The 18470-nt window shown below is 71.5% G+C and carries 13 protein-coding genes and 3 pseudogenes; 7 read left to right on the top strand and 9 right to left on the bottom strand.

Annotation, left to right across the window (positions count from 1 at the left end):
• Window positions 1-123: 123 nt before the first annotated feature.
• Both OV079_RS33640 and OV079_RS59045 read right to left on the bottom strand, forming a co-directional pair.
• Window positions 124-3195 carry an efflux RND transporter permease subunit gene (locus OV079_RS33640; RefSeq protein ID WP_267773369.1) on the bottom strand — a complete coding sequence of 1024 codons (3072 nt, stop codon included), beginning with the start codon at window positions 3193-3195 and terminating at the stop codon, window positions 124-126.
• 148 nt (window positions 3196-3343) lie between these two features.
• Window positions 3344-3982: pseudogene (locus OV079_RS59045) on the bottom strand (efflux RND transporter periplasmic adaptor subunit); the annotation flags it as partial.
• Window positions 3983-4652: 670 nt separating this feature from the next.
• Here OV079_RS59045 and OV079_RS59040 point away from each other — a divergent pair.
• Together OV079_RS59040 and OV079_RS33630 are read left to right on the top strand one after the other, a co-directional pair.
• Window positions 4653-4802: pseudogene (locus OV079_RS59040) on the top strand (helix-turn-helix domain-containing protein); the annotation flags it as partial.
• Window positions 4803-4843: 41 nt separating this feature from the next.
• Window positions 4844-5242, top strand: coding sequence for a hypothetical protein (locus tag OV079_RS33630; RefSeq protein ID WP_267773367.1), 399 nt, complete (start codon window positions 4844-4846; stop codon window positions 5240-5242).
• Here the strand turns inward: OV079_RS33630 and OV079_RS33625 are convergent.
• A complete protein-coding gene (locus OV079_RS33625; protein ID WP_267773364.1) occupies window positions 5185-6111 on the bottom strand; it encodes a hypothetical protein in 927 nt (308 codons plus the stop codon). The genes OV079_RS33630 and OV079_RS33625 overlap by 58 nt on opposite strands.
• Before the next feature lie 212 nt (window positions 6112-6323).
• Here OV079_RS33625 and OV079_RS33620 point away from each other — a divergent pair, with 212 nt between their 5' ends.
• From OV079_RS33620 to OV079_RS33610, 3 genes are read left to right on the top strand one after another with little or no spacing between them, the layout of a single operon-like run.
• On the top strand, window positions 6324-12272 hold the full coding sequence (locus OV079_RS33620; protein ID WP_267773361.1) for an AAA family ATPase: 5949 nt from the start codon (window positions 6324-6326) through the stop codon (window positions 12270-12272).
• A complete protein-coding gene (locus tag OV079_RS33615; protein ID WP_267773359.1) occupies window positions 12272-12931 on the top strand; it encodes a response regulator transcription factor in 660 nt (219 codons plus the stop codon). Before OV079_RS33620 ends, OV079_RS33615 begins: the two co-directional genes overlap by 1 nt.
• Complete coding sequence (locus tag OV079_RS33610) at window positions 12928-13299, top strand: response regulator transcription factor (protein ID WP_267773357.1); 372 nt, start codon at window positions 12928-12930, stop codon at window positions 13297-13299. The genes OV079_RS33615 and OV079_RS33610 overlap by 4 nt, the downstream gene beginning before the upstream one ends.
• Before the next feature lie 413 nt (window positions 13300-13712).
• On the opposite strand, the gene OV079_RS33605 is transcribed toward OV079_RS33610, so the two are convergent.
• The 4 genes and pseudogenes from OV079_RS33605 to OV079_RS59030 all read right to left on the bottom strand — a co-directional run bounded on the left by OV079_RS33605 (window position 13713) and on the right by OV079_RS59030 (window position 15760).
• Window positions 13713-13997: a hypothetical protein gene (locus OV079_RS33605; protein ID WP_267773355.1), complete on the bottom strand. Its 285-nt coding sequence runs from the start codon at window positions 13995-13997 to the stop codon at window positions 13713-13715.
• A gap of 207 nt (window positions 13998-14204) precedes the next feature.
• A complete protein-coding gene (locus OV079_RS33600) occupies window positions 14205-14618 on the bottom strand; it encodes a hypothetical protein (RefSeq protein ID WP_267773353.1) in 414 nt (137 codons plus the stop codon).
• Between the two features lie 212 nt (window positions 14619-14830).
• Window positions 14831-15440 (bottom strand): annotated as a pseudogene (locus OV079_RS59035) (LysR substrate-binding domain-containing protein).
• A 146-nt stretch (window positions 15441-15586) separates the two neighbouring features.
• Window positions 15587-15760, bottom strand: coding sequence for a LysR family transcriptional regulator (locus tag OV079_RS59030; protein ID WP_420829441.1), 174 nt, complete (start codon window positions 15758-15760; stop codon window positions 15587-15589).
• Window positions 15761-15965: 205 nt separating this feature from the next.
• Here OV079_RS59030 and OV079_RS33590 point away from each other — a divergent pair, with 205 nt between their 5' ends.
• On the top strand, window positions 15966-16433 hold the full coding sequence (locus OV079_RS33590; RefSeq protein ID WP_267773351.1) for a MarR family winged helix-turn-helix transcriptional regulator: 468 nt from the start codon (window positions 15966-15968) through the stop codon (window positions 16431-16433).
• A gap of 19 nt (window positions 16434-16452) precedes the next feature.
• Complete coding sequence (locus tag OV079_RS33585) at window positions 16453-17244, top strand: nuclear transport factor 2 family protein (RefSeq protein WP_267773350.1); 792 nt, start codon at window positions 16453-16455, stop codon at window positions 17242-17244.
• A gap of 13 nt (window positions 17245-17257) precedes the next feature.
• Here the strand turns inward: OV079_RS33585 and OV079_RS33580 are convergent, their stop codons facing one another.
• Both OV079_RS33580 and OV079_RS33575 read right to left on the bottom strand, forming a co-directional pair.
• On the bottom strand, window positions 17258-17392 hold the full coding sequence (locus OV079_RS33580; protein WP_267773348.1) for a hypothetical protein: 135 nt from the start codon (window positions 17390-17392) through the stop codon (window positions 17258-17260).
• A gap of 16 nt (window positions 17393-17408) precedes the next feature.
• Window positions 17409-18416, bottom strand: a complete 1008-nt coding sequence (locus OV079_RS33575; RefSeq protein WP_267773346.1) for an FG-GAP repeat domain-containing protein — start codon at window positions 18414-18416, stop codon at window positions 17409-17411.
• Window positions 18417-18470: the final 54 nt, after the last annotated feature.

Below are 18470 nucleotides of genomic sequence, written 5' to 3'. Positions count from 1 at the left end.
CGCCGCCGCGCAGGGGCGGGCGCCGGAGTCCGAAGTGACAGTGAAGGTGTTTCAGACGGGTCCGTCGCGGGGCGACGGCGGATGGCCCTCGGGACAGGCTGTCCCGAGGGCCATGTCACGGTGCTAGTCGAGCTTCTCGGCGGGGGCGTCGCCGAACAGCTTGCGGGCGATCCAGCGGGTCGAGCGGGCGGTCACCATGCGGTCGAACAGGAGGTACGAGACCGGGACGACGACGAGGGTGAGCACGGTCGAGGTGATCATGCCGCCGATGACGATGACGGCCATCGGCGCGCGGGCCTCGCCGCCTTCGCCGAGGGCGAGGGCGACGGGGACCATGCCGAAGATGGTCGCGGCGGCGGTCATGACGATGGGGCGCAGGCGGACGCGGCCGGCGCTGACGAGGGCGGGGACGATCTCCTGGCCGCGCTTGCGCTCGTCGTTGGTGAAGTCGACCAGGAGGATCGCGGTCTTGGTGACGAGGCCCATCAGCATGATGAGGCCGATGAACGAGAACACGTTGAGGGTCATGCCGGCGAGGTAGATCCCGCCGAAGGCGCCGATGACCGACAGCGGCAGCGAGATCATGATGACGACCGGCTGGACGAAGCTGTTGAACTGGGCGGCGAGGATCATGTAGACGAGCACGACCGCCAGGCCGAGCGCGAGGATCATCGCCTCGAACGACTCCTTCATCATCTCGGCGTTGCCGATGTAGCCGGTGTTGAGGTGGCCGGGGATGACGCGGGCGGCCGCCTCGTCGAGCAGCTTCTGCGCCTCGCCGAGGGTGGCGCCGCGCAGGTTGGCCAGCAGCAGCACCTGGCGCTGGCGGTTCTGGCGCTCGATCTCGCTGGGGCCCGACTCGCGCTCGATGCGGACCAGGCTGGCGAGGTCGATCATCTGCCCGGTGGTGGCGCGCACCTTGAGGTTGCTGAGCGCCTCGATCTGGGTCCGCTGGGCCTCCGGCATCTGCACGATCACGTCGTAGATGTCGGCGCCGTCCTTGAGGTCGGAGATGGTGTCGCCGGCCATCAGCGAGCGGATGGTGCGGGCGACGGAGGCGATCGGGACGCCGAGGTCGGCGGCCTTGTTGCGGTCGACGTGGACGGCGAGCTCGGGCTTGCCGCCGCGGAAGGTGATGTCGAGGTCGACGAACTTGCCGGTCTGGGCCAGCTCGTCGCGCAGGGCGGTGGCGGCGGCGGTGATCTCGGCGAGGTCGTTGCCGCGGATCGAGAACTGGATCGGCTGGCTGCGGCCGCCCTCGCCGCCCAGCGGGCTGATCTCGGCGACGGTGACCTGGACGCCCTCGATGCCGAGCATGCGGTCGCGGACCCATTGCATGGCGTCGCGCTGGCCGAAGCCGCGGTCGTGACGGCCGATCAGGATGACCTGGATCTCGGCCTTGTTGACCTGGGCCTGCTGGCCGCCGCCGATGGTGGTGAAGGTGGTCTTGACGCCCGGCAGGTGCTCGCGCAGGTCGGCGGCGACCGCCTCGGCGGTGTGGATGGTGGCCTCGAGGCCGGTGCCGGTCGGCAGCTCGACCTGGACGGCGAACTGCGAGCGGTCCTGGCTCGGCATGAACTCGCCGGGCACGCGGGTGACGAGGGCGACCGAGCCGACCAGCGAGAGGATCGCCAGCAGCACGGTGGTCCACGGCCAGCGCAGGGCCCAGCCGAGGATGGCGGTGTAGATGCGCTCGAACACGCCGAAGGCGCGGTTGAAGGCGCGCGCGAACCAGCCCGGCTGGTGCTCGTGGCCGTGGCGCATCAGCACCGACGACAGCATCGGCGTCAGGGTGAAGGAGACCAGCATCGACAGCAGGACGGCGACCGAGACGGTGATGCCGAACTGGAAGAAGAAGCGGCCGATGATGCCCTTCATGAAGGCGACCGGCACGAACACCGCGACCAGCGAGAGGGTGGTGGCGATGACGGCGAGGCCGATCTCCGACGTCGCGTCGAGGGCGGCGCGCATGCGGCCCTTGCCCATCTCGAGGTGGCGGTAGATGTTCTCGATGACGACGATCGCGTCGTCGACCAGGATGCCGATCGACAGCGACAGCGCCAGCATCGAGATGTTGTTGAAGGTGAACCCCAGGTAGCTCATGAACGCGAAGGTCGCGACGATGCTGGTGGGGATCGCCACCGCGGCGATGAAGGTCGCGCGGAAGTCGTGGAGGAAGATGAGGATCAGGAGGACGGTCAGCGCCGCGCCGAGGGCGAGGTCGAACTGCACGTCGTGGATCGCGTGCTCGGTGAACACCGAGTTGTCGGTCGGGATCGCCGCGGTGATGCCGTGCTTCGTCAGCTGCGGCTCCATCTCGGCCAGCTCCTCGCGGATCCGGTCGGCCAGGGCGACGACGTTGGCGCCGCTCTGCTTGCGGACGATGAGGCCGATGGCGGCGTTGCCGTCGAGGTAGGAGGCGGAGCGGGCGTCCTCGACGTCGTCGAGCACCTCGGCGCAGTCCTTGACGCGGATCGCGGCGCCGCCGACCCCGACGATGACGATGTCGCCGATCTCCCCGGCGCTCTTGATCTCGCCCTTCGTCTTGATGGTGAGCTCGTTGCCGCCGCTCTTGATGTAGCCGGCCGGCAGCTCGAGGTTGCCGGCCTTGATCGCGTTGATGACGTCGTCGACGGTGAGGCCGAAGCCGGTCATGCGCGCGGGGTTGACGAGGACCTTGATCTCGCGCTCGCGGCCGCCGATGACGTCGACGATGCCGACGCCGGGGATCTGCTGGATGCGCTGCTTGACCTCGTCCTTGGCGATGCGCGTCAGCTCGCCGATCGGCAGGTCGCCGGCGAGGGCGACCGAGAGCACCGGGGTGGCGCCGACGTCGAGCTTCTGCACCGTCGGCGGGTCGATGCCGGTCGGCAGCTCGCGCTCGATCGCGGCGACCTTGTCGCGGACGTCCTGCACGGCCTGGTCGCCGTTGACCTCGAGCTCGAACTCGAGGATCACCGCGGTGACGCCCTCGTAGTTGCGCGAGGTCATGCGCTTGACGCCGCTCAGCGACTGCAGCGCCTCCTCGATCGGGTCGGCGACCTTGGACTCCATGGTCGCCGGGTCGGCGCCGGGATAGACGACGGTGGTCGTCACGACCGGGAACTCGACGCTCGGGAACATCTCGACCCCGATGCGCGGCAGCGCGTAGAGGCCGAACACCATGAGCGCGGCGATCAGCATCGCCGCGAACACGGGCTGCTTGATCGATACTTCGGCGAGCTTCACAGCGGGCCCCCGCGGCCGAGGACCGCTTGCGCTTGGCGCTGGCGACGGGCTGGGCCTTCTGGGCCTTCTTGGCGGGCTCGGCGGGGGCGGCGGCGACCTCGGCGGCCGGCGCGGCCAGCTCGACCTCGACGTACATGCCGGGGCGCAGCAGGTTGTCGGCGTTGTCGACGTCGGCGACGATCTCGATCGTGCGCGTCTGCGCGTCGACGGTCGGCTGGATGCGCACGACGGTGGCGCTGCGGGCCAGCTCGAGCGCGCTGAAGTGGGCGGTGATCGTCTGACCCTCGCGGATGGTCTTGAGCGCGGTCTCGGGGATCCGCGCGCGCAGCTCGATGACCGACTGGTCCTGCACGACCATCACGACGGTCGGCGGCATCATCGTCACCGACTCGCCGACGTTCTTGAGCTTCTTGGTGACGACGCCGTCGATCGGGGAGGAGACGGTCGAGTCGCCGCTGTTGCGCCTGGCCATCGACAGGGCGACCTCGGCCTGGGTGATGCCGTTGCTCGCCGCGGTGAAGGCGTGCTCGGCCCGCTCGAGCACGGCGGGGGAGATGCTGCCGCTCTGGGCCAGCTTGCGCTGGCGCTCGAGCTCGCGCTCGGCGTTGTCGCGGCTGATGGTCGCGGCCTGCAAGGAGGTCTCGGCCTGGGCGATGCCGAGGCGGCTGGCGCGGGCGTCGAGGCGGAACAGCAGCTGGCCCTTCTTGACCCGCTCGCCCTCCTCCACCATCACGTCGACCAGAGTGCCGCTCATGCGCGGGCTGAGGTCGGCGCTGTGCTTCGGCAAAGCAGTGGAGACGTAGCGGCCGGCGGCGCTGGCGACGGCCGGACCGGCGGCGACGCCCTGCTCGGGCCGCGGCGGCGGACCCGGGACCCTGGGCGCGTCAGCCCCGTCGGCCGCCCGCGCGGGCGGCAGCCCGATCTTCGGCTGGTCGCCGCTGTCACACGCGAATGGAAGGAACAGCGCCGCCCCGAGCAGCAGGCGCGAGAAGTGCACGGATGTCATGGTGCTGGCCGCCTCAATTGGTGAATCGCTACGGTTGTCCGCGCGCGTATCATTCACGCGCCACAATGCATCGACCAGGGCCTTGTCATCACAGGTGATGACAATGTCCGGCGATTTAGGGCAGGCGCAAATCGCGCCTTGGGAGGGAGTTAGTTAGTGAGTGCCCACGTTCTAACTCGGGCCCAGGGCGGGTGCAAGAAAAATAAATGAGCCATCACTTACTTTGAATTCTGCGGCCTGACCGGGGCTGAGAGGCCGTTCGCTGCATGTGCGGAATCGCGCCGGGTCCCGCGGCGCCCGGGCCGACCCGGCGAGGGCGAGCGCGTCCACACGCACCGCGGCAGGCGCGCGGGTGTGAGCGACCGATGATTGACGAGGGTGGCGTGTTCAATGGAAGGTGGCACCCTCCAATCGGCCAATGCGACCGCGTTCCTTCACCGACGAGGAGCTCCTCGACACCGCGCGCCGGTGCTTCCTCGAGCACGGCCCGAGCGTGTCGACGGACGTGATCGCCCAGGAGCTCGGGGTGTCGCAGGCAGCCCTGTTCAAGCGCTTCCGGACCAAGCAAGAGCTGATGGTGCGGGCGCTGATCCCCGCACGCCGCCATGGGTGGCGGAGATCGAGCAAGGCCCCGACGCCCGCCCGGTGCTCGAGCAGATGCGCGAGCTGGCGGCCAAGATCGACGCGTTCCTGGTCCAGCAACTGCCGTGCATCTCGGTGCTGTCGGCGGCCAAGACCCACCCGGCGAAGGTGCTCAACTGGGAGAAGGAAGGCTGGCCCGGGATGCCGGCCCACCGCGCGATGGTCGGGTGGTTCGCCCGCCTGGCCGAGCAGGGCCGCATCGTGGCGCCCTCGCCGACCGCGCTAGCCACGGCGTTCAGCTCGAGCCTGCAGGTGCCTCACTTCATGAAGCACGCCCTCGGCTCAGCCGCCCCCGAGCTCGGCGAGGATTATCGCGAGCGCGTGGTCGAGACGTTCTGGCGCGGCATCGAGCCGCGCTCGGCCTGAACCAAAGGGCATGTCCCACGGGACATGTTCGGAGAGACATCAACTCCGCAGCCCGCGGCGGACGTACCAGGGCCGCTCGCTCCACGCCGAGGCGACGGCGCCGACGATCGCCGAGCGCGAGACGAGGATGACCCAGAAGTAGACGTCGATTGCAGCGACGGCGGCGGCGCGTCGGCGACGAGCCAGGCCACCGCGGCGAGGTAGACGTCGAGGTAGAGCAGGACGCCGATCCCGAGGAGGACCAGGAGGATCGCGCAGCGGGCGAAGAGGTCGTCGGCCCGGCGCTCGAGGGCGCCGCTGAGCGCCTCGGTCGAGAGCACGAGTCGACGCCGCGGCGGGGCGGAGAGCACGAAGGCCTCGGCGCCGCGATACGGGTCGCCGCCCCGCGGGTCGCCGCTGACGCGCAGGAGCCCGCGGACGAACACGGGCTCGTCCGCGGACAGCCGGGCGAACCGCTGGCGGCGGGCCTCGCGGGACCCCTGGGCGGGCCCCAGCGCGTCGAGCAGCAGCGGGTCCGCGCCGGGCTCGACGCGCACGGCGACGCCGCCGGCGAGGCGCAGGACGAACGGGCGCGCGGTGACGGTCCGGCTGACCTCGCGCCAGTCGGTGCCGTCGCGTTCCTCCGCGATGACGACCTCGACCGGCGCGGCCCCGCCGTCGGAGACCTCGACGGTGCCGGCGAGCGCGGCCGGTCCGCTCGCCGGCGGCGCCGTCGTCGGGTCCAGCGAGGCCTTCTCGAGCGCCGCCTGGCGCCGCAGCCGCCGCGACAGGGCCCAGAACACGAGCGCGGGGATCAGCAGCGCGAGCGCGGTGCCGCCGACGCTGCCGAGCGCCGCCGCTCCGGTGATCTCGCCGACGCCGCGAGCCATGCCGATCGACGATACCGCCTCGCGGGCCGCCTGCGCGACCGGGGCCCGATCCCGCGCCGGCGGATGGCTACCCGACCAAGGTCGGGTTTCACGAGAGTCGGGGTTCGTCGCCCTCGGTTAGACTCCGGTTCGCCCGGACGATCGCGCGTTCGCGGGCCACACACATGGCACAGACCACGCTCGAGAGTCCTGGGGGAGCCGGCGGCGAGCCGATGGCCGTCGATGTGGAGCGCCTGCAGCGGCTGTGGGAAGACGGCGAGGTCGCGCTGTCGCGTGGGGTCCGGCGCGGCGACGGAGCGGCCGTCCTGATCGCGCTCGGGCCGGTCGCCCGCCTCGAGCACGAGCACGCGCTGCGGCAGGCGATCGAGCCGTCGTGGGGGGCCCAGCCGCTGGGCCTCGCGCGCGACGGAGGGCGGCTCGCGCTGGTCCTGCGCGACCCGGGCGGCGAGCTGCTGGAGCGCCTCGTCGGCCGCGCGTGGGACATGACCGCTTTCTTGCGGGTGGCGATCGGCCTCGGCATCGCCCTCGACCGCGTGCACGAGCGCGGCATCACCCACAAGGATCTGCGGCCGGCCAACATCCTCGTCGACGCCCGCGCCGGCGCGGTGTGGCTGACCGGCTTCGGGGTCGCCTCGCTGGCGCTGCGCGAGCAGCAGAGCGCGGGCGGGCTCAGGCCGGCGAGCGCTCTGGCGTACGTGGCTCCGGAGCAGACCGGTCGCATGAACCGGTCGATCGACGCGCGCAGCGATCTGTATTCGTTCGGGGTCACGCTCTATCAGTTGCTCACCGGGGCGCTGCCGTTTGGCGCCACGGACCCGGCGGAGCTGCTGCACGGGCACCTGGCGCGCGAGCCGAGGCCGCCGCACGAGCTGCTGCCGGACATCCCGCGGCCGGTGTCGGCGATCGTCACCAAGCTGCTGGCGAAGGCGCCGGAGGACCGCTACCAGTCGGCCCGCGGGGTGCTCACCGACCTGCGGCGCTGCCTCGCCGAGTGGGAGTCGTTCGGCCGCGTCGAGCCGTTCCGCCTCGGCGCCCAGGACGTGGCGCGGCGGCTCCGCGTGCCCGAGAAGCTGTACGGCCGCGAGCGCGAGACCGACGCGTTGCTGGCGAGCTTCGCCCGCGTCGAGTCGGGCGGCGCCAAGGAGCTGGTGCTCGTCAGCGGTTATCCGGGCGCCGGCAAGTCGTCGCTGGTCGGCGAGCTGCGGCGCGAGCTGCTGCCCGCGCGGGCGCTGTTCGCCAGCGGCAAGGCCGACGAGTCGACCCGCGCCGTCCCGTACGCGCCGTTCGCCCACGGCTTTCGCACGGTGATGCGCGGGATCCTGGCCCAGAGCGAGGGCGAGGTCGGGCGCTGGCGCGAGTCGCTGCAGCGCGCGCTCGGGCCGCACGGCAAGCTGATGGTCGACCTCGTGCCCGAGCTGGCGCTGGTCGTCGGCGAGCAGGCGGCGGTCGCCGAGCTCGGCCCGGAGGAGGCGAACAACCGCTTCTACGCGGTGTTCCGCCGCTTCCTCGCGGTCCTCGCCACCGCCGAGCGTCCGCTCGTGCTGTTCCTCGACGACCTGCAGTGGGCCGACGAGGCGACCCTGGCGCTGCTCGAGCACGTGGTCCGCCAGGACGACGTGAAGCACCTGCTGATCATCGGCGCGTATCGCGACCAGGAGGTCGGCGCCGATCACCCGCTGGCGCGGACGCTCGAGCGGATGACCGCCGCCGGCGCGACGCTGCGCGAGATCGCCGTGCCGCCGCTGCAGGTGCAGGACGTCGAGAAGATGTTCGCCGGGGCGCTGGGCTGCGGCCGCGAGCACGTGCGCCCGCTGGCGCGGCTCGTCTACGAGAAGACCAGCGGCAACCCGTTCTTCACCATCCAGTTCGTCACCGCGCTCTACGACGACGCGCTGATCGGCGTCGACCCGGCGAGCGGCAGCTGGACCTGGGATGTCGCGCGGATCCAGGCCCGGAACTTCACCGACAACGTCGTCGAGCTGATGCTGACGCGCTTCGGCGGCTTGCCCACGGCCACGCGCGAGGCGCTGAAGGACCTGGCCTGCCTCGGCCGCACGGCGTCGGCGCGGACCCTCGAGGCCGTCCACGGCGAACACATCCACGCGGCGCTGGCGGAGGCGATCCGCTCGGGCCTGGTGTACCAGCTCGACGGCGCCTACACGTTCCTCCACGACCGCGTGCGCGAGGCCTCGTACGCGCTGCTCGGCGAGGCGGAGCGGGCGGTGGCCCACCGGCGCATCGCGCAGCGCCTGCTGGCCAGCACGCCCGGCGAGCGGCGCGAGGAGGCGGTGTTCGACATCGTCAATCAGTACAACGGCGGCGCGGCGCTGGTGGTCGACGACGACGAGCGCCTGCTGCTGGCGGAGCTGAACCTGCTCGCGGGCCGGCGGGCCAAGGCCGCCAGCGCGTACGCCCAGGCGCTCAAGTACCTGACGCAGGCCCACGCGCTGCTGCCGGCCGACGCGTGGGAGCGGCGCCGGGCGCTGGCGTTCCCGATCGAGCTGGCGCTGGCGGAGTGCGAGTGGCTGAGCGGCGCGACCGCTCCGGCCGAGACGCGGCTTTCGTGGCTGGCGGCGCGGGTGACCGACCCGGTCGACCTGGCGGCGATCGTGTGCATGCAGATCCACCTGTACACGACCACCGATCGGTTCGACCGCGTGGTGCCGATCTGCCGCGATTACCTGCGCGGGGTCGGCGTCGTCCTGCCGGCCGCGCTGACGGGCGACGAGGTGCGCGCGCACTACGAAGGTATGCGCGAGCGCATGGGTGAGCGCTCGATCGAAGCATTGCTCGATCTGCCGCTCATGACCGACCCGCGGCGCCGGGCCGTGATCGACGTGCTGTCGCTGGCGGCGACGCCGACGTACTTCGTCGACAAGGACCTCTACGCGCTGCTCATCATCCACATCGTCCTGCTCAGCCTCGAGTACGGCAACACCGACGGCTCGGCGCTGGCTTTCTCGCTGCTGCCCAGCATGATAGGTCCGCGCTTCGCCGCGTACCGCGACGGCTACCGGTTCGGCCGCCTGAGCGCCGACCTGGTCGAGACGCGCGGGCTCGACCGCTACGCGGCGCGGGTGCTGATGGTGTACGCGATCAACGTGATCCCGTGGACCAGCCACCTGCGGGCCTGCCACCCGATCGTCAAGCGGGCCCGCGACAAGGCGCTCGAGAGCGGCGATCCCTACGCGGCGTACTGCGGCGGGTTTGCGATCAGCTTCCTCATGGCCGCGGGCACGCCGCTGGCCGAGGTGCTGCGCGAGGCCGAGAGCGCGCTGGGCGTGGCCCGTCAGGCCGGCTCGGCGTTCGCGATGGAGCTGATCGGCGCCCAGCTCGACCTGATCCGGACCTTGCGGGCGCCGCTCGGCGGCGACGAGGCGCCGGAGCAGCGCCGCTTCAGCGACCCGTACGACTCGGGCGCGCTGCTCGCGGTGTTCCGGTGGGTCCGCGAGCTCCAGGGCTGCTTCCACCGCGAGCGCTACGAGGAGGCGGTGGCCGCGGCCGCCCGCGCGCGCGAGTGCCTCGACGTGGCGGCGCGGTTCTACGAGGAGGCCGAGTTCCACCTGTACTCGGCGCTGGCCCACGCGGCGGTCTGCGACGGGAGCGAGCACGTCGAGCGGGTGGCGGCGCACCACGCCCAGCTGGGCCTGTGGGCCGAGGAGTCGCCGCAGACGTTCGGCTGCCAGGTGGCGCTGGTCGGGGCGGAGCTGGCGCGCCTGCAGGGCCGCGAGCTGGCGGCGGAGCGGCTCTACGAGCAGGCGATCCGGCGCGCGCGCGAGGACGGCTTCGTGCAGCTCGAGGCGGTCGCGGGTGAGCTGGCGGGGCGCTTCTGGGAGCGCCGCGGGTTCGCCACGATCGCGGCGGCGTACACCCGCGAGGCGCAGGCGCTCTACGACCGCTGGGGCGCGCGCGGCAAGGTCGAGCTGCTGGCGCGGCGGCTGCGGGCCGGTCGCTCGCCGGTGTCGACCGGCGAGGGGCTGCTCGAGCGGCTCGACGTCGCGGCGGTGCTCCGCGCGTCGCAGGCGCTGTCGAGCGAGATCGTGCTCGAGCGCCTGATCGAGGCGCTCATGCGCACGACGGTCGAGAGCGCCGGGGCGACGCGCGGGGTGCTGGTGACTCTGGCGCGCGGCGAGCTCGAGGTCGCCGCGGTGGCGACGACCTGCGAGGACGGCGTGGCGGTGCAGCTGTGTGGCGCGGCGGCGCCGGCGGAGGCGCTGCCGGAGACGGTGATTCAGTACGTGGTGCGCACCCGCGACAGCGTGCTGCTCGACGACGCCCTGCAGGCGCACCCGTTCGCGGGCGACCCGTACATCGCCAGGCACCGCTGCCGGTCGCTCCTGTGCCTGCCGATCGCCAAGCAGTCGCAGCTGGTGGCGATCTTGCTGCTCGAGAACACGCTGACGCCGCACGCCTTCACGTCGGAGCGGATCGCGGTGCTCACGTTGCTGGCGTCGCAGGCGGCGATCTCGCTGGAGAACGCGCGCCTGTACGCCGAGGTCGGCCGCTCCGAGAGCCGATTGACGCGGATCATCGACACCATCCCGACGCTCGCGTGGTCGGCGGGGCCCGACGGCTCGGCGCTGTTCTTCAACCGCCAGTGGCTCGACTACACCGGCCTGTCGCTGCGCGAGGCGCAGGCGCAGCGCCACCCGAGCGCGACCCACCCCGACGACACCGAGGCGGCGCGCTCGCACTGGCAGCGGCTGGTGCAGTCGGGCGAGCCGGGCTCGTTCGAGGCCCGCCTGCGCCGCGCCGACGGGGCCTATCGCTGGTTCTTGACGCGGGTGCAGCCGCTGTACGACGAGCAGGGGATCGTCGAGTGGTACGGCACGAGCACCGACATCGAGGACCGCAAGCAGGCCGAGATGGAGCTCGACTCGCGGGTCCGCTTCTGGGCGCTGCGCTCGTCGATCTCGAGCCGGCTGGCGGCGGCGCCGACCGACCGCCTCGACGCGGAGATCGACAAGGCGCTGGCCGAGGTCGGCGGCTTCTTCGAGGTCGACAGCATCTTCATCTTCTGGTTCTCGCACACGGGCGCCGACGCGATCACCACCCACACGTGGGCCAGGTCGGGCGTGGCGCTGCCGCCGAACACGGTCACGATGTTCCCCGACAGCGTGGACGAGATGCGCCGCGCCGAGGACGTGCCGGTCCACGACGTGAAGCTGATGCCGGAGCACAAGCGCGAGGAGCAGCTGGCGCTGGCGGCGATGGGCATCAAGTCGGTGATCGGCCTGCCGCTGATCGTCGGCGGGGTGACGATCGCGTCGCTCAACCTGGCGTGCACCTCGCGCTATCAACAATGGACCGGCCCGATCCGCCAGCGCCTGCGGATCCTCGGCGAGGTGTTCGCCAACTCGCTGGCGCGGCGGCGGGCCGAGCTCGACCTCGAGCGCTCCGAGTCGGCGCTGCACCGGGCGCAGACCGACCTCGCCCACGTCACTCGCATCACCACGCTGGGCGAGCTGGCGGCCTCGATCGCCCACGAGATCAACCAGCCGCTGACCGCGATCATCGCCGAGGCGGCGGCGTGCACCAACTGGTTGTCGGCGCCGCAGCCGAAGCTCGACAACGTGCGCGAGTCGCTAGCGGCGATCGCCAGCGAGGGCAGCCGCGCCGGCGAGATCTTGCGGCGGATCCGGGCGCTGCTGTCGCGCTCGTCGATCGAGACCAACCCCTGCGACCTCACCGCGGTCGTCCACGGGGTGCTGCCGGTGGTGCGCCGCCAGCTGCTGCAGGCCGAGGTGGTGCTCGAGACGGCGCTGGAGCCGAACCTGCCGGCGGTGGTCGGCGACCAGGTTCAGCTGCAGCAAGTCGTCCTCAACCTGGTCCTCAACGCGAACGACGCTTCGCGCGACGTCGAACCCGGTCGTCGCCGCATCACAGTTCGTACGTTCGTCGAGTGGGGCGAGGCCGAGGCGTCGGTCGTCGTCGAGGTCGAGGACTGCGGCGTCGGCATCGACAGCGTCGATCTGACCAACCTGTTCCAGCCGTTCTACACCACCAAGGTGCACGGCCTGGGGATGGGGCTGGCGATCAGCCGCTCGATCATCGAGCGCCACGGCGGACGTCCATGGGCCCGCCCCAACCCGTCCGGCATCGGTGCTACATTCGGCTTCTCGCTCACGGCGATCTCACGCCCCTCGCAGCGGAGCTCCTGATGAACGCGACCTCGACCCCCTCTCCCGCGGCCCCGAAAGTGTTCGTCGTCGACGACGACCCGTCCGTGCGCACGAGCCTGAGCCGGCTGCTCGCGTCGGTCGACCTCGAGGTCGAGACGTTCTCGTGCGCCGAGAGCTTCCTGTCCACCGACCGCTCCGACGCGCGCGGCTGCGCGGTGCTCGACGTCAAGCTGCCGCAGCTCGACGGCCTGGGGCTGCAGCGCCGCCTGGCCGACGCGCGGGTCGGATTGCCGATCATCTTCCTCACCGGGCAGGGCGACATCCCGATGTCGGTGCGGGCGATGAAGGCGGGGGCGGTCGAGTTCATGACCAAGCCGTTCCAGCCGGCCGACCTGATCGCGGCGGTCCGCGGCGCGATCGAGCGCGACCGGCTGGCCCGCATCGAGCGCGACGACCTGGCGGCGCTGACGGCCCGCCACGAGTCCCTCACGGCCCGCGAGCGCGAGGTGATGCGCGGGGTGGTGGCCGGCCAGCTGAACAAGCAGATCGCGGCGGAGTTCGGCACGCGCGAGGCGACGGTGAAGGAGCAGCGGGCGAAGGTGATGGAGAAGATGCGGGCCGGCTCGGTCGCCGAGCTGGTGCGCTTCGCCCTGCGCCTCGGGCACCTCGAAGCGGCCGACGAAGGACGAGCGAAATGACCGACGAACGGTTGATTGCGATCGTCGACGACGACGCGTCGCTGCGCCGCTCGCTCGGCAACCTGCTGGGGTCGACGGGCTTCAACGTCGAGACGTTCGCGTCGGCCGAGGCGTTCCTGGCCGCCGGCAAGGTCGCGGCGATGGACGCGCTGGTCCTCGACGTGCGCATGCCGGGGATGAGCGGGGTCGATCTGCTGGTCGAGCTCGGCCGCCGCGCGTCGCGGCTGCCGGTCGTGGTCCTCACCGCCCACGGCGACGACGACGTGCGCAAGCAGTGCTTCCGCGCCGGCGCGCTGGCGTTCCTGACCAAGCCGTTCCAGGCCCAGGACCTGCTCGACGCGATCGCGCGGGTCACGAGCGGCGCGTGAGCGCGCTGCGGCGGTGACGAGCTGCGGGGCTCATCGTCGCCGGATCGCGCGGTATGTGCATAGCCGGAGCGGCAGAAATAATTGCAGGGCCGATCCGCGAATGGCACGAGAGGCCGGCAATGATAGCGGCCTGGATCCGTCGAGACGCTCGCGTAGCACGGAGGCGTCCCGATGTCCGTGTGTCATCCTCGCGTCGCCGCACGCACCGCCTTGGCGCGTCACACGAACGACGCGGCGCTCGCGGTGCGACTCGATGTCGCGGCCTCGCCCGCGTCCGGCGAGACTCTGCTAGCGTCCTGACAGTGGACTTCTCTGCCGAAGCGCGTCAACCGCTGCTCCTGCTCGCGGCCTTCGTGGCGACCGCGATTGCCATCTTCCTGATGTTCGTGCAACCGAGCGGATGAGCCGCGGTCTCACGCGCACCCGGTCTCGACCCGGCATTCCATGGTGACGAACTTGCTCCCGACGGTCTCGACGATGCACTCGGGCGCGTCCACGGTCTCGGGCCCGCCGGACTCCTCGACGTCGAGGTACTCGTTGCACAGCGCCTCACACTCGTCTGTGGACAGCTCGCCGTCGTCCTCGGCGGCGTCGTAATCGGCGCGCGGCACCTCGACCTCGGGGCTGTAGTAGCAGGGCCCAGTCTCGGTGTTCTCGCCGAGGTGGTTGCAGGCGCCGAGCAGGAGCAGGAAGGACACAAGCCAAGGAGTCTTCGACATGACGCCGGAGGTAGCGGGCGGACCCAGGGCGGCGGATCGACGCGCCCGCGGCCGGCCGCTCACGACGCGGATGTCGCTGACGACCGCGACCGCCATGACACCGGTGGTGCGACGCGATGCTCGAAGCATCGCGCGTTCCCGCGCCGCTCGCCTCACCGCGGCCCGTCATCCAGGACAGAAAGCGACCTAGGCGTCCTCGCGGTTCGAATGGTCGAGGCGGAAGAAGTTGCTGGGCTCGCCGCTGGCCTTGTGCTCCTGGTAGAGGAACACCAGCCGCCGCTCGTCGAACGGCTTGAACCACTCGTCCCACTCGATCTCCTCGAGGTTCTCGCCGCCGAAGCCCGGGAAGTCGAAGCGGAGCACGCCCGCCCGCCCGCCGTGCTCGGTGCTGCTCACCGTCGCCGGGTTCGCGCGCCGCTCCTCGGCCCAGCGGCAGATGACGTCGTGGTTGCGCGTGGCCAGGGTCTGGCCGGGCCGGTCTTCGTGCTCGTCGACCGAGTGGATCCACTTCGCCCGCCGGGTCGACTGCGAGAGCCCCTCGTCTTCTTCGCCCGCGCTGGTCGTTCGCTCGCTACGCTCCTTGTCCCGCTTCGACGTCATGTGCGCTCCTCCGCTCGGCAGGTGGACCGCGCAGGTTCGTAGCATCGCCGGCACCCCCGTCAAGCGAGCCTGGCGGGCGGGCGCGCGGCCACGGGGGCGCTCTGGGCCGGCTCCGGCGCGAATGATGAGACCGGCCGTCGCGTGCGGGCGGGGCGCGGGGCGCGGCGGCGGGATGAATGCACGACGTCGGTCGGGCGCGGCTTTTGATGGCTCTACGGACATGTCTTGAAGGACATGTCCGAGAACTTCCCCAGGTCGGTGGCGAACAGCGCCTCGACCCAATCGACGAACACGCGCAGCTTGGTGCTCAGGTGGCGGTTCTGCGGGTACGCGAGGTAGAGCGGGTGAGGCGGGCGCTGCCAGTCGGTCAGCACGGGCACGAGCTCGCCGCGCTCGAGGTGGCGGTGAGCCATGCACTCGAGGATCTGGAGGACCCCGAGGCCGGCCACGCCGGCGGCGAGGTGCGGGTTGCTGTCGTTGATGGCGAGGCGGCGGCGGCCCTTGATGGCGAGCGTCTCGTCGCCTCTTCGAAGTGCAGCACCATCGGTCGGCCGGTCCGCGGCGGGACGTACGCGACGATGAAGTGGTCGCCGTCGAGGTCGCGCGGGTGCTGCGGCGCGCCGTGGCGCGCGAGGTAACCGGGGAGGCGCAGGTGACCCAGCGGAGCGCGCCGAGCTTGCGCGACACGTGGGCCAGGTCGTACGCGGTGCCGCGGATGACACAGTCGATGTTGTCGGCGATCGCGTCGGCGACGTGGTCGCTGGCCTCGAGCTCGAGCTCGATGTCGGGGTAGAGCGCGTAGAACCGCGGCAGCGCCGGCACGATGAGCAGGCTGGCGGTGATGCTGCTGAGGTCGACCCGCAGCTTGCCCCGCGGGCTCTTGTGCGCGCTGCTCAGCGTCGCCTCGATGTCCTCCAGCTCGCCGAGGAGGCGCCCGGTCTGCTCGTAATAGGCGGCCCCGTCGGCCGTCACCGTGACTCGCCGCGTGGTCCGCTCGAGCAGCTGCACCCGCAGCCGCGCCTCCAACCCCTGTACCAGTTGGTCACGGTGGCCTTGGGCAGCTGCAGCGCGGCCGCCGCCTTGGTGAAACTGCCGGCCTCGACGACGCGCGTGAAGACCCGGATCGCCAACAACTGATCCATTCCCTGGAGCTTCTCCCGTCGGCGAGTATTCCCCAGCGGGAACCGCAAAGCCATACGTACGGCGTTCCGTTGCCCCGCCAGCGACCGATGGTCCGACGGCGAGACGGCCGCCCCGCCGAGCAGCCCCTGCGGTTTCGCGCCTCATGAGGCGATCATACCGGAAGTGCTTGACGTTAGTTTCCAAGGAAACTAGTATGACCCAGCGATGACGACGAGCGGGCGGGAGGAGGTCAGCGGGCTCCAGGCGCACCTCGGATACTGGTTGCGGCTGGTGTCCAACCAGGTCTCGCACGCCTTTCGGCTCAAGGTCGAGGCGGAGGGCGTGAGTGTGTCCGAGTGGGTCGTGCTGCGCGAGCTGTACCGCCTCGGGAGCGGATCTCCGGGGGCGCTGGTGAAATCCCTGGGGATGACGAAGGGGGCGGTGTCGAAGCTGATCGACCGCCTCGAGGACAAGGGCCTGGCGACGCGTCGGCCGTCCGAGGTCGATCTCCGACAGCAGGCGGTGGCCCTGACGACGGCCGGGCAGGCCCTGGTGCCGCGCCTGGCCCGCCTGGCCGACGCCAACGACCACGAGTTCTTCGGCCAATTGCCGCCACCGGTCCGCGACGAGCTGCTGCGCGTGCTGCAGCAGCTCGCGCAGACCCATCACCTCACGAGCGCCCCGCTCGATTGAGGGGCCAGGAGTGCGAGACATGACGAATCAGAGCGCGAACGATCGGACGATCGAGGACTGCGCCCGCCAGTCACACGCGGGCACCATCGACTTCGGGACAGTGGTCGAGCGGCTGACCGCGGCCGGGGTGGAGGCGTACCACGTCGATTACCGCGCGGGCCGGTCGACGTATTACACGACCGACGACCAGGTCCACACGTTCGCGCTGGCGCTGCGCGAGCCGGCGATCGCCGACGCGTTCGACGGCGCCGCGGTCCAGGCCGCGGTGCGCGGGGCCCAGCGAGGCGAGGTGAAATACCCCGAGTTCGTCCGCCGCACCCGCGCCGCCGGCTGCGTCGGCTACGACGTGTGGATCGGCGGGAGACAGGTGATCTACCACGGCCGCCGCGGCGAGCAGCACATCGAGTGGATGCCGGGCGCCCCGCCCGGGCGCGACAACGTCGAGGTGGTGAAGCAGGTGTACGCGGCGTACGCCCGACGCGACCTGGGGGCGGCGCTGGCCCTTCACGCACCGGCGGCGCAGATCGATCAATCCCGCGAGTTGCCGTGGGGCGATCACTACGAGGGCGAGGCAGGGGTGCGCGAGTTCTTCGCCCGCCTCCTGCGCTCGGTCGATTCGACGCTGGCGCTCGAGCGCTTCATCGACGCCGGCGACCACGTGGTCGCCCTCGGCCGCTCGCGCGGGACCGAGAAGGCGCACGGCCGCCGCTTCGACGTGCCCATCGCCCATGTGTGGCACATCCGCGACGGCAAAGTCGCGGGCGTCTATTATCATATCGACAACCCGACGATGCTCGCGGCGCTGGGCTGAGCGCGGGCCGCATTCACAGCAGCGAGGACGCGAGGTAGACCTCGACGCGCGGGGGGTAGCCGGCGGCGTGGGCGACGAGGTCGGCCCGTCCGTCACCGTCGACGTCGCCGAGCTCGAAGCCCAGGAAGCCCCAGCCGTCACGGGCCATGGCGGGGCTCCAGCCGTCAGGGCGGCGAGGTAGAACTGGAAGCGCCAGGCGTTGTTCGGGATGTCGGTGGCGGCGTCGGCCCGGCCGTCGCCGTCGATGTCGCCGAGGTCGAGCCACGAGAATTCGAACACCTCGGCGACCGCGGGCTCGCCGACCCCGCCCGCGCCGTCGCCGGGGTAGACGCGAGCTGCGGCGGGAAGCCGGCGCCAGCGGTGACGAGGTCGACGTGGCCGTCGCCGGTGACGTCGCCGCTGCGCAGCAGGGCGTAAGTCCACGGGCTGGCCTCGAAGACAGGTGCGTCGGCGATCCCGTCGGCGGTGCCCGGCCACACCTGAATCCACGGCGAGGGGCTTTCACCCCTGCCGACGAGCAGATCGGCGTGACCGTCGCCGGTCAGGTCGCCGGCGTGCATGTGGTCGAACTCGAACAGCTCGGTGGTGGCGAGCTCGGCGAAGGCGAGGTCGTCACCGCCGGCGTACACGGTGATGCGCGGGGGGCTACCTGTCCCATGGGCCAGGACGTCCGCGCGGCCGTCCCCGGTGACGTCGGCGACGACGAACTGCGAGAAGGTGAAGAGCGCGGTGTCGACCGCGGCGTCGCGGTCGAAGGTGCCGTCGCCGCGGCCCGGGTAGACCGTGACGCGCGGCGGCGCACCCGTGCCCGCGGTGACGAGGTCGAGGCGGCCGTCGCCGTCGACGTCGCCGAGGTCCATGGCCTCGAAGTCCCACACCTCGGTGACGACCGGTTCGAGTGATGGGTCGTCGCCGGTGAGGTCGGGGCCGCTCGGATCGGGCAAGTCGTCGCCGGTGTCGTCGGGGCCGGTGGTCGGTGCGCCGGAGGTGGTGGGATCTGCAGCGGTGGCGGAGGCCTGCGCGCTCGTGGCCGGATCATCGTCGCTCGTGGCGGCGGTGCCGGGCGTGGCGGTGCTCGCGTCGGTGGCCGTGGGGTCGGGCGAGAGCGGGAAGATGCAGCCGGCGCAGGCGACGGGCAGCACCGCGGCGACGCGGCAGAGGCGGCGAGTCACGGGGCACAAGCGTGGCACGCCGCACCGGCGCCCGCAAACCGGCCGGAGCGCCGG

This window comes from Nannocystis pusilla (assembly GCF_026626665.1).
Taxonomy (GTDB): Bacteria; Myxococcota_A; Polyangia; order Nannocystales; family Nannocystaceae; genus Nannocystis; species Nannocystis pusilla.
Note: the sequence above shows the minus strand (reverse complement) of the source record. Positions and strands in the feature narration are given on the sequence as shown.